General features: G+C 70.4%; 10 protein-coding genes. 6 read left to right on the forward strand and 4 right to left on the reverse strand.

Annotation, left to right across the window (positions count from 1 at the left end):
* Positions 1–10: 10 nt before the first annotated feature.
* From IFR11_RS03135 to IFR11_RS03145, 3 genes are all read left to right on the forward strand, one after another.
* Positions 11–940 (forward strand): glycosyltransferase family A protein, encoded by a 930-nt coding sequence (locus IFR11_RS03135; RefSeq protein WP_191915190.1) that lies wholly within the window; start codon positions 11–13, stop codon positions 938–940.
* Between the two features lie 62 nt (positions 941–1,002).
* Complete coding sequence (locus IFR11_RS03140; RefSeq protein WP_055834456.1) at positions 1,003–1,533, forward strand: hypothetical protein; 531 nt, start codon at positions 1,003–1,005, stop codon at positions 1,531–1,533.
* A complete protein-coding gene (locus IFR11_RS03145) occupies positions 1,530–4,247 on the forward strand; it encodes a hypothetical protein (protein ID WP_342030237.1) in 2,718 nt (905 codons plus the stop codon). Before IFR11_RS03140 ends, IFR11_RS03145 begins: the two co-directional genes overlap by 4 nt.
* A 138-nt stretch (positions 4,248–4,385) precedes the next feature.
* On the opposite strand, the gene IFR11_RS03150 is transcribed toward IFR11_RS03145, so the two are convergent.
* On the reverse strand, positions 4,386–5,906 hold the full coding sequence (locus tag IFR11_RS03150) for a DUF2142 domain-containing protein (protein ID WP_191915191.1): 1,521 nt from the start codon (positions 5,904–5,906) through the stop codon (positions 4,386–4,388).
* Between the two features lie 130 nt (positions 5,907–6,036).
* Here IFR11_RS03150 and IFR11_RS03155 point away from each other — a divergent pair, with 130 nt between their 5' ends.
* Both IFR11_RS03155 and IFR11_RS03160 read left to right on the forward strand, forming a co-directional pair.
* On the forward strand, positions 6,037–6,774 hold the full coding sequence (locus tag IFR11_RS03155; protein ID WP_055834463.1) for a glycosyltransferase family 2 protein: 738 nt from the start codon (positions 6,037–6,039) through the stop codon (positions 6,772–6,774).
* Positions 6,771–7,184, forward strand: coding sequence for a DUF2304 domain-containing protein (locus tag IFR11_RS03160; RefSeq protein ID WP_055834466.1), 414 nt, complete (start codon positions 6,771–6,773; stop codon positions 7,182–7,184). Before IFR11_RS03155 ends, IFR11_RS03160 begins: the two co-directional genes overlap by 4 nt.
* Before the next feature lie 24 nt (positions 7,185–7,208).
* Here the strand turns inward: IFR11_RS03160 and IFR11_RS03165 are convergent, their stop codons facing one another.
* Genes IFR11_RS03165 through rfbB form a run of 3 tightly spaced genes read right to left on the reverse strand, consistent with a single transcriptional unit; the run spans position 7,209 to position 10,089 of the window.
* Entirely contained in the window at positions 7,209–7,667 is a 459-nt protein-coding gene (locus IFR11_RS03165) for a GtrA family protein (protein WP_055834468.1), read from the reverse strand.
* Entirely contained in the window at positions 7,664–9,085 is a 1,422-nt protein-coding gene (locus IFR11_RS03170; protein ID WP_191915379.1) for a sugar nucleotide-binding protein, read from the reverse strand. Before IFR11_RS03170 ends, IFR11_RS03165 begins: the two co-directional genes overlap by 4 nt.
* A 5-nt stretch (positions 9,086–9,090) precedes the next feature.
* Positions 9,091–10,089, reverse strand: a complete 999-nt coding sequence (gene rfbB / locus IFR11_RS03175; RefSeq protein WP_191915192.1) for a dTDP-glucose 4,6-dehydratase — start codon at positions 10,087–10,089, stop codon at positions 9,091–9,093.
* 82 nt (positions 10,090–10,171) lie between these two features.
* Between rfbB and rfbA the strand changes: the two genes are divergently transcribed.
* Positions 10,172–11,047 carry a glucose-1-phosphate thymidylyltransferase RfbA gene (rfbA, locus tag IFR11_RS03180; protein WP_055834474.1) on the forward strand — a complete coding sequence of 292 codons (876 nt, stop codon included), beginning with the start codon at positions 10,172–10,174 and terminating at the stop codon, positions 11,045–11,047.
* Positions 11,048–11,055 lie beyond the last annotated feature (8 nt).

Consider the following 11,055-nt stretch of genomic DNA (forward strand, 5'->3'; position numbering starts at 1 on the left):
GCTCGGACGCATGCCTGCACCCGTCGGGATCGTCGTCCGCACCCGTCAGCGTCCCGGATTCCTCCGGCGGGCGTTGACCGACATCGCCGCCCAGACCGAGACCGAGTGGCGTCTCGTCGTCGTCAACGACGGGGGAGACCCCGCCGAGGTCGACGCGATCGTCGCCGCCGCGGAGCTCGGCGAGCGCGTCGACGTCATCCACATCGCCCCGGGAGACGGAGGGCGGTGCGCGGCGGCGAACGCCGGCATCCGCTCCCTGCGCACCGACTACGTCGTGCTGCACGACGACGACGACCGGTGGCATCCGGAGTTCCTCGCCCGCACCGGTGCCTGGCTCGACGCGCACCCCGACCAGGCGGCCGTCTCGGCGGCGACCGAGATCGTCTACGAAGAGAACCGCGGCGGCGCGTGGGTCGAGGTCGGCCGGGCCCCCTTCTGGGCGGGCATGACGCGGATCTCACTGGGTGAGATGATGTCGGTCAACCGCGCGGTGCCCATCTCGTTCGTCTACCGCCGGGCGCTGCACGACGAGGTGGGTGGGTACGACGAGACCCTCGACGCCGTCGAGGACTGGGACTTCTACCTGCGCATCCTGCGCGGGCACGACATCGGCTTCCTCGGCGGAGAGCCGTTGGCCTTCTGGACGCAGCGCCCCGACTCCGTCGGGCTCGACGCCAACAGCATGTTCGGCCTGGCCGCCGAGCACGCCCGCGACGACGCTGTCGTGCGCGACCGCGCCCTCGCCGAGTGGGTGCAGCGGGAGGGGGCCGGTCTGCCGCTGTACATGTCGGCCCTGCAGGCTCAGCTGAGCGCCCAGCTCGACGGCGTCGCGGAGCGTCTGCGGGCCGAGATCCGCGACGATCTGCGGCGCGAGATCGACGCGCACCAGCCGGTTCTCTCGCGCCTGCGGGGGTGGCGCCGCCGCCTCGGGCGTCGGTAACGGCCGCTTACCGATTCCACGCAATATTCCCATCCGTCACTCACGCCACGCATAATGAACGCGTGAAGCACGCTTTCGACGCCGCCCGCCCGTCTCGCTCGAGGCGCGCGCGTGTCGCGCTGCCCGGCCTCCTGCTCGTGGCGGGTGTGCTGACGCTTTCGGCCTGCGCCACCCCGGTGGCGGGGGCCAGCCCGTCGCCGACCGCGTCGGCCACGGCGTCTGCCTCGCCGACGCCGACGGCGTCGCCGTCCGAGACCGCGGCTCCCGAGCCGACTCCCACCGAGAGCGCCACCGCCGACGCCCCGTACAACGGCGAGGTGCTCGTCATCACGTCAGAGGTGCGCGACGGCAACCTCGAGGTCACCGCGATGGTCCCCGGGGTGTCGGAATCGGGGGGAACCTGCACGCTGACGCTCGACGACACCCAGGCGTCCGTATCGGTCTCCGCCAACGAGGGCAAAGACGTCACTTACTGCGGCGTGATGTCGATCGCCGTCGACACGACCTCCGCCGACGTCGCGTTCCACGTCGGCTACTCCTCGTCGAACCTGCGCGCGCAGTCCGAGACGGCCACGATCGAGCTCGCGCCGTGAGGCAGCGGTCGCGCCGCCGCAGCGTTGCGGCGGTCATCGCCACGTGGGCCTGCGCCATCGCGCTGCTGGCCGCGGTGCCCGTCACCCTCCCCGCGACGATCGCCCCGGTCGAGTCGGCCGCCGCGGCCGACGCCCGCGACTTCACCCCGGGCAACATCATCGACGACGCGGTCTTCTACGACGGCTCGGCGATGGGTGCCGGCGAGATCCAGAGCTTCCTCAACGGCAAGGTCACCACCTGCCGGTCGGGCTACACCTGCCTCAAGGACTACCGGCAGAACACCGACGACCGCCCCGCCGACAAGTACTGCAACGGGTACGCCGGCGCGGCCAACGAGAGCGCCGCGACCATCATCGACAAGGTCGCGCGCTCGTGCGGGATCAGCCAGAAGGCGCTGCTCGTCCTGCTGCAGAAAGAGCAGGGCCTGGTCACCTCGACCGCCCCATCGGCCTGGAACTACTCCGCGGCCACCGGCCAGGGCTGCCCCGACACCGCGCCGTGCGACGCGTCGACCCAGGGCTTCTTCTACCAGGTCTACTACGGCGCCCGGCAGTTCGAGGTGTACCGCATGAACCCCAGCTGGTGGGGCTACCAGGCGGGCCGCTGGAACAACATCCTCTACAACCCCAGCGCGAGCTGCGGCACGCAGCGGGTCTTCATCGAGAACCAGGCCACCGCGGGGCTCTACATCTACACCCCGTACGTGCCCAACCAGGCGGCGTTGAACAATCTCTACGGCGAGGGCGACGGCTGCTCGGCCTACGGAAACCGCAACTTCTGGCGTACCTACTCCGACTGGTTCGGCTCGACGCAGGCCGGCGGCCGCCCCTTCGGCAACCTCGACGCCATCGAGGCGTACCCCGGCGGCATCCGTGTGCGGGGGTGGGCGATCGATCCCGACACCTCCGACCCGATCCAGGTGCACGCCTACCTCGCGGGCGACGCCACCGCGCTCACCGCCGACGGCGACCGACCCGATGTGGGCTCGGCCTATCCCGGCAGCGGCAGTAGGCACGGCTTCGATTCGCGCATCCCCGTGACCCAGGGGGGCATTGGGCAGGTGTGCGTCTACGCCATCAACACCGCCCGCGGGTCCAACGTGACCCTCGGATGCCGCGACATGCCGTTCTACACCGGGTCACCGGTGGGCGCGGTCGACGCGGTCAAGGTCTCGTCGGGCTCGGTCACGGTCTCGGGATGGGCCATCGACCCCGACACGGCCTCGTCGATCGACGTGCACGCGTACGTCGACGGAGTCGGGACGGCGCTCCGCGCCTCCGGCTCGCGCACCGACCTCGCCACGCACTACCCCGTGCACGGCACGAAGCACGGCTACAGCGCGACGCTGAAGGTCCCGCTCGATGCGAAGCAGATCTGTCTGTACGGGATCAACACGGGTCGCGGCGACAACACGACCCTCGGCTGTCGCAGCATCATGACGCCGGCCTCGCGCGACATCGGTCGCGCGCCGATCGGCAGCCTCGATGCCGTCGACGTGGCGGGCACGTCGGCCCGCGTGTCGGGCTGGGCGATCGACCCCGACACGAAGAAGTCCATCCCGGTGCACATCTACGTCGCCGGAGCCGGTCGGGCCATCACCGCCGACGACTCCCGTCGCGATGTCGGTGGGGCCTACCCCGCGTACGGCAACGCCCACGGCTTCTCCGAGGTCGTCGACCTGGTGCCCGGCAGGAGCACTGTCTGCGTCTACGCCATCAACACCTCGGGCGCCAACACCACCCTCGGATGCCGCGACGTCACCGCGGCCGATCAGGGGCGCGCGCCCATCGGGAACTTCGAGTCGGTCTCGGTCTCGGGGCGCAGCGCCACCGTGACCGGCTGGGCACTCGACCCCGACACCGTGCGTCCCATCGCGGTGCGCATCTCGGTCGACGGCAAGGTGACCCGCCTCACCGCCCAGGCCAACCGCCCCGACGTGGCCGGCGCCTATCCCGTGTACGGAGCGGCCCACGGGTTCTCGCGCGCGGTGGACATCCCCATCGGCCCCTCGAAGGTCTGCGTCACCGCCGTCAACACCAGTGGGCCCGACACCGACCTCGGATGCCGTTCGATCACCACGCGCGACGAGGGGCGCACCCCTATCGGCAGCGTCGACGAGGTGCGCGTCTCGGGCACGACCGCCACGGTGCGCGGGTGGGCGATCGATCCCGACACCGCGCGTCCCATCGCCGTCCACGTGTACGTCGGGGGTTCTGCCACGGCGCTCACCGCCGACCGGAGCCGGCCCGACGTGGGCGCGGCGTATCCGCCCTACGGTTCGGCGCACGGGTATCAGACGAACGTGCCGATCCCGGTCGGCACCTCGCGCGTGTGCATCTACGCGATCAACACCGCCGGTGCCAACCCCCTGCTGGGCTGCCGCACCGTGACCGGCATGGCCGGTGCCCCGGTGGGCCGTCTCGATGCGGCCAGCGGAGGGACCGGCACGGTGTCGGTGCGGGGCTGGGCGTTCGACCCCGACGTGAAGGGTCCCGTGACCGTGCGGGTCGCCATCGACGGCACGACGCGCGAGGTCCGGGCGGACAAGAACCGGCCCGACGTGGGGGCGGCCTTCCCGGCCGCCGGCTCGGCGCACGGTTTCGAACAGCGGCTGACGGCCTCGAAGGGCAATCGGCGGGTGTGCGCGAGCGTCGTCGACGACAAGGGCGGCTCCCCCGTGTCGCTGGGCTGCACCTCGGTCACGGTCCGCTGAGGCAGGGCGAGCCGAAACGCTGAACGGGCCCGTCGATCGTCGCTGCGATCGACGGGCCCGTTCAGCGTTTCGCCGGCTCGGTCGGCGTGTGTCCGGCGTCGCCTCGTCGGCGTATCGCCGACCCCGCGGGGTCGAGCGTCAGCCTCGAGTGCCGCTCACCGCGTCGGGGAGGGCGGACACGTGCTCGCTCTCGTCGGCGCCGGGGACGATGAGTGCGCGGGTGAGCACGGCCAGCCCGCCGAAGAAGGCGATGCCGAGCAGGGGCACGGCCAGCGGGGGCGACCACTGCCACGCGGCGAGGAAGTCCGCGGTCTCACCGGCGAGGTAGCGGTGGGCCGTGCGGACGGTCGTGATGGTCACCCCGAGCACGAGGAACGCGGGGAGCAGCCACCGCAGCATCGCCACGAGCCGGTTCACGCCCGCGTCGAACGGAACGCGGTCGGGCCCGGAATCGACGGCGAGGGCCGCGATGACCAGCAGGGCGGCGACCAGCGGCATCGTGTAACGCCCCTGCCAGCCGTATCCCGACCATTGCAGGCCCGACAGGACGCCCGGGATGAGGGTCGCCGAGGCGAAGGCGAGCAGGATCGCCCACCGCGCCCGCCGGGAGGCGAGACCGAAGCAGAGCACGACGACACCGCCGAGCAGCAGGATCCACGACGTGGACAGGATGTTCGGGCTGCGCAGATCGAGCCAGCCGAGGTTGCCGTACATCTGGGTGACCTGCTCGTGGTAGTTCGAGTAGAAGACCGAGATCCCCGCGAGCCCGTCGCCGAGGGTCGCCGGTTTCTGCACGCCCACGTAGTTCGTCCCGTGCAGGACGACCCACGCGACGCTGAAGCCGGTGACCACGGCGATGCCGCCCGCCACGATCCAGGCCCGTCGATCGGTCAGCAGCCGGCGTGTGCGAGCCACCCCGGCCAGCAGCAGCAGAGCCACGGCGGTGACGGCGAGGAACAGCGGCGAGAGTCCGCGCGAGACCACGAGCACGCACGACGCGGCGAGCAGAAGGGTGTGCTCCTCGCGCCAGCGGGTGGTTCGCGGACCGCAGGCCACGGCGAAGCCGGCGACCGTGGCGGCGAAGAGCGTGGCGATCTCCCAGGCGCTGGGGTTCAGCACCATGCCGACGTAGAGCGTCATCGGGGTGAGCAGCAGCGAGGCCGCGAGCAACGGCAGAGGGGTGCGCGCGGTGCGTCCGAGCAGCGACAGCCCCCACGCGAGGAAGAGGGCCGTGACGAGCGCCGCGAGACCGCGGGCCAGGTACAGGCCGTACTCGGTGGGGACGAGCAGGGTGCCCAGGCCCGTCCAGAGGTAGAAGACCGGGTTGTAGAGCCCGGCGTTCGTCTGTGCCAGCACCTCGGCGGTTGAGGTGATGCGCAGCGGGCCCTGGCAGGCCGCGGTCACGTCGGGCTGGAAGGCGATGCAGCCGGCGAACAGATCCATGTTCGCGAACCGCGCCGGCAGGGTGGGCTCGAGCATTCCCGCCTGCCCCCGCACGACGGCTGCGGCGTACACGTAGTGCGCCGCCTCATCGGCCCCCGAGGCGATCGGCAGGAAGACCGCGCCGGACAGCAGCATCGCCAGCAGGGCGACGAAGATGACCGCGATGTGGGGCACACGGTGCCGGGGGAGTGACAGACGGAGGGGGAACGAAGGCATCGGGTGGATCTCTCTGGGGCCGACGTTCACCGGCATGGTGAAGGCGGCGACGGCCGGTGCGATCTTACAAGCCGTCTCCTCCACACCCCCTCGGCGTCCGTCAGGCGACGGCGGACCCGCTGGTACGATGATGCCGATGTCTGCGGCACGATCGAGCACTCTGGTCATCGTTCCCGCCTGGAACGAGGGCGAGAGCGTCGGTCCCACCGTGCGGGAGATCCGCGCTCAGCCCGAGGGGTGGGACATCCTCGTCGTCGACGACGGGTCCCACGACGACACGGCGCAGCGAGCCCGCGAGGCGGGGGCGACGATCCTCTCGCTGCCCTTCAACCTCGGTGTGGGCGGAGCCATGCGTGCCGGCTTCCGCTACGCGCAGCGCCACGGGTACACGCGGGCCATCCAGGTCGACGCCGACGGCCAGCACAACCCGCGCGACATCGCCGCGGTGCTCGACGGTCTCGAGTCCGCCGACATCTCGATCGGGGCGCGGTTCGCCGACGTCGGCGACTACGCCGCCCGAGGACCGCGCTGGTGGGCCATGCGCATGCTCGCAACGGTGCTCTCGCGCATCGCCGGCACGCGCCTCACCGACGTCACGAGCGGCTTCCGCGCCGCGAACGTCCGCGCGATCGACCAGTACGTCGTCTACTACCCGGCCGAGTACCTCGGCGACACGGTGGACTCCCTCGTCAACGCGCTGCACGCCGGTCTCACCGTCGTGCAGGTGCCCGTGGCGATGCGTCCGCGCGCCGCGGGGCGACCGAGCCAGAACCCGTTCGGCGCCGCCGTGTACCTGCTGCGATCGGTGTTCGCCCTGTCGCTCGCGATGATGCGGGGTTCCGCAACGAAGACCGGAGTGAGCGCATGATCGTCATCGCGGGAATCGCGTTCGCCGTCGTGGTGCTGACGATCATCGTCGTCCTGCTGCTGCGCCGGCAACTCCGCGAGAAGTACGCCACCCTGTGGCTGCTGATCGGTTTGGCCCTGCTGGTGATCTCGATCTTCCCGGGGCTCCTGGTTCAGCTCACCCACCTTCTGGGCGTGGAGGTTCCCGCCAATCTGATCTTCGCGATCTCGATCGTTCTGCTGGTGGGCGTGGCGCTGCACCTGTCGTGGGAGCTGTCGCAGGCCGAAGAAGAGATCCGTGTGCTCGCCGAAGATGCCGCGATCAACCGGGCCGACATCGAGGCCCTGACACGGCGCCTCGACGCGCTCGAGGGCGCCGGGTCCGTTCCGGGCCCCGCTCAGCCGTCCACCGAGGGTCCCGACCGCCCCTGACGCGGTGCGCGGGCCAGCCGCGACTCACGGCGTGGGCGACTCCGACGGGCGCGCGGGAAAGATCCAGTACCGGTAGGCGAAGTAGTTCCAGACGGTGGTCGAGCCCACCGCCACGATCTTGCCGACCACCCAGGGCAAGCCCAGGGCCGCGATGCCCGCGACGATGCCGGTCGTGGCGACGGTGTTGAAGGCGACGAGCGAGGTGTATTTCAGGGCGCTGGATGCCATGCCGGCGTCGGACGAGAAGGTGAAGGTCCGCTGCAGTACGAAGGTGACGGCGAAGCTGAGCAGGAAGGCCGTGGGGGTCGCGATGACCAGGGCCACCCCGAACACGTCGTGCAGCAGCGCCAGCAGGCCCACGTCGATGAGGAACGCCCCTCCTCCCACGACGAGGTAACGCACCGCGCTGTGCGACCAGACGCGGCGCACGGCGCGGGCGAGGGGACCGGAGTGGACCGGTCCCCGGCGCCCGCGGTCGCTCACGGGCGTTCGAGGTACTCGCGCAGTCGCACGCCGGCGTCGCCGAGCGGGACACCGGCGGCCTCGGTCGCTCGCGCGTCGAGCACGCTGTTCAGCGGACGGGGCGCCACCGGCCCCTGGGCGCCGGCGAAGTACTCGTCGGTGCTCACACCGCTGACGCGCGCGGGGTCGTGACCGGTCAGCTCGAACACCCGGCGGGCGATGTCGAACCAGGTGGTCGGTTCGCCCTGGCCCGTGACGTTGTAGACGCCGGCGGGGGCGCGCGTGTCGAGCAGGGCGCGGATCGCGGCGGCGATGTCGACGGTGAACGTCAGGCGTCCCACCTGGTCGTCGACCACGCGCGGATCGATACCGCGTTCGGCGAGGGAGGCCATGGTGCGCACGAAGTTGTTGCCCTCGCCGATCACCCAGCTGGTGCGCAGGATGTAGTGGCGGGGGACCGCCGACACGAGGGCGTCGCCCGCGGCCTTCGTCTGGCCGTAGACGCCGAGCGGTGAGACGACGTCGTCGGTCGCGTAGGCGCCGTCCTTCGTCCCGTCGAAGACGTAGTCGCTCGAAACGTGCACGAGGGTGATGCCGTTGGCGGTGGCGATCCGGGCGAGCGCGGCCACCGCGGTGACGTTCGCGGCCCACGCCTCGGTGCGCCCCTCCGGCGTCTCGGCCACGTCGACCTTGGTGTACGCGGCCGCGTTGATGATCGTGCCGTAGTCGCGCCAGCGGCGCGCGGTGTCGAGCTCGGGCGAGGTGAGGTCGAGCTCGGTGCGCGAGGCGTACTCGATCCACGGGTGGTCGCCGAACTCCGCGCGCAGAGCGAGGCCGAGCTGACCGTTCGCCCCGGTCACGAGGATCTTCTGCGGGGGCATGGGCACCACGTCGACGAGGCGCGGGTGCTGGATGTCCTTGGCGCTGATCTCGACCTCGTCGAGGGGGATGGGCCACGCGATCGCGGCGGTCTCGTCGGCGAGGTTGAGGAAGGTGTACGTGGCGTCGGGCGACCAGTGGTCGTTGACGAGATACGTGTACGCGGTGTCGGGTTCGAGCGTCTGGTACGAGTTGCCGACGCCGCGCGGCACGAAGATCGCCGTCGACGGGTCGAGCTCGGTGGTGAACACGGCGCCGAAGCTGTCGCCCTCGCGCAGATCGACCCAGGCGCCGAAGATCCGGCCGGTGGCGACCGAGACATACTTGTCCCACGGCTCGGCGTGGATGCCACGGGTCGTGCCGACGGCATCGTTGAACGAGATGTTGTTCTGCACCGGGCCGAAGTCCGGCAGCTCGATCCCGGCGGCCGTCATCTTCTCGCGCTGCCAGTTCTCTTTGAACCAGCCGCGGGCGTCGCCGTGGACCGGCAGATCGAGCACGACGAGCCCCGGGATGGGGGTCTCGCGCACCGACAGGGACTTGCCGAACTCGATGGACACCGGGGTCACTGTCCCTTGCTGGCGTAGAAGGCTTCGACGCCGTCCTTGGTGGGCGCCCACCAGGCTTCGTTGTCGCGGTACCAGTCGACCGTGGCGGCGAGGCCCGACTCGAAGTCGCCGTAGGTGGGCTTCCAGCCGAGCTCGGTGCGCAGCTTGGTCGAGTCGATCGCGTAGCGCAGGTCGTGTCCGGGCCGGTCGGTGACGAGGTCGTAGGCGTCGGTGGGCTGGCCCGCGAGCTGCAGGATCAGTTCGACGACGCTCTTGTTGTCCTTCTCGCCGTCGGCGCCGATGAGGTACGTCTCGCCGATCTCGCCCTTGTCGAGGATGGTCAGCACGGCGGACGAGTGGTCGTCGGCGTGGATCCAGTCGCGCACGTTCTCGCCGGTGCCGTACAGCTTCGGGCGAATTCCGCGGAGCACGTTGGTGATCTGGCGGGGGATGAACTTCTCGACGTGCTGGTACGGGCCGTAATTGTTCGAGCAGTTGCTGATGGTCGCACGCACGCCGAACGAGCGCACCCAGGCGCGCACGAGCAGGTCGGAACCGGCCTTCGTCGAGGAGTACGGCGACGACGGGTTGTACGGCGTGTTCTCGGTGAAGCGCGCGGGGTCGTCGAGCTCGAGGTCGCCGTACACCTCGTCGGTCGAGATGTGGTGGAAGCGCACGTCGTGACGACGTGCCGCCTCGAGCAGCGTGTAGGTGCCGATGATGTTGGTGTCGAGGAAGGGGCGCGGGTCGTGCAGCGAGTTGTCGTTGTGCGACTCCGCGGCGTAGTGCACCACGGCGTCGGCCTCGGCGACGAGCGGGTCGACCGCGGCGGCGTCGGCGATGTCGCCCACGACCAGGCGCACGCGGTCGACGGGCAGCCCCTCGAGAGAGGCGCGGTTGCCCGCGTAGGTGAGCTTGTCGAGCACGGTCACCGTGTGGTCGGTGTGCGCGATGACGTGGTGCACGAAGTTGGAACCGATGAAACCGGCGCCACCGGTCACGAGAAGACGACTCATACCGACAGGTTACCGGGGCGCCCGGGCCGATCGCGGGGCACCCGGATTGGCAGGCGCCTCCGGATGGGGGAAACTGGACCTCATGCGCGGAATCATTCTGGCGGGCGGCACGGGCTCCCGACTGCACCCCATCACTCAGGGCATCTCGAAGCAGCTCGTACCGGTCTACGACAAGCCGATGATCTACTACCCCCTGTCGACCCTCATCCTGGCCGGGATCCGCGACATCCTCATCATCACGACGCCGCAGGACTCCGAGCAGTTCCAGCGGCTGCTGGGCGACGGTTCGCGCTTCGGGATCTCGCTCACCTATCGGGTGCAGCCCTCGCCGGACGGTCTCGCGCAGGCCTTCATCCTGGGCGAGGAGCACATCGGCTCCGACTCGGTCGCCCTCGTGCTCGGCGACAACATCTTCTACGGCCAGGGCATGGGAACGCGCCTGCGCCAGTACAGCGACCTCGACGGCGGTGTCGTCTTCGGGTATCGCGTGGCCGACCCCACGGCCTACGGCGTCGTCGAGTTCGACGCCGAGGGGCGCGTCGTCTCGCTCGAAGAGAAGCCCGAGCACCCCAAGAGCAACTACGCGGTCCCGGGTCTGTACTTCTACGACAACGACGTGATCGAGATCGCCCGTGCCCTCACGCCGTCGCCGCGCGGCGAGCTCGAGATCACCGACGTCAACCGCACCTACCTCGAGCAGGGGCGCCTGAGCGTCGAGCTGCTCCCGCGCGGCACCGCGTGGCTCGACACCGGCACCTTCGACTCGCTCAGCGAGGCGACGGAATTCATCCGCACGGTCGAGAAGCGTCAGGGGCTGTCGATCGGCTGCCCCGAAGAGGTGGCGTGGCGCATGGGCTTCCTGTCCGACGACGAGCTGCGCGAGCGCGCCGAGCCGCTGGTGAAAAGCGGCTACGGCCGCTATCTGCTCAGCGCTCTCGAACATGGCGCCGAGCGCTGAGCCGGAGC

It is taken from the genome of Microbacterium sp. CFBP 8801 (assembly GCF_014839455.1).
Taxonomy (GTDB): Bacteria; Actinomycetota; Actinomycetes; order Actinomycetales; family Microbacteriaceae; genus Microbacterium.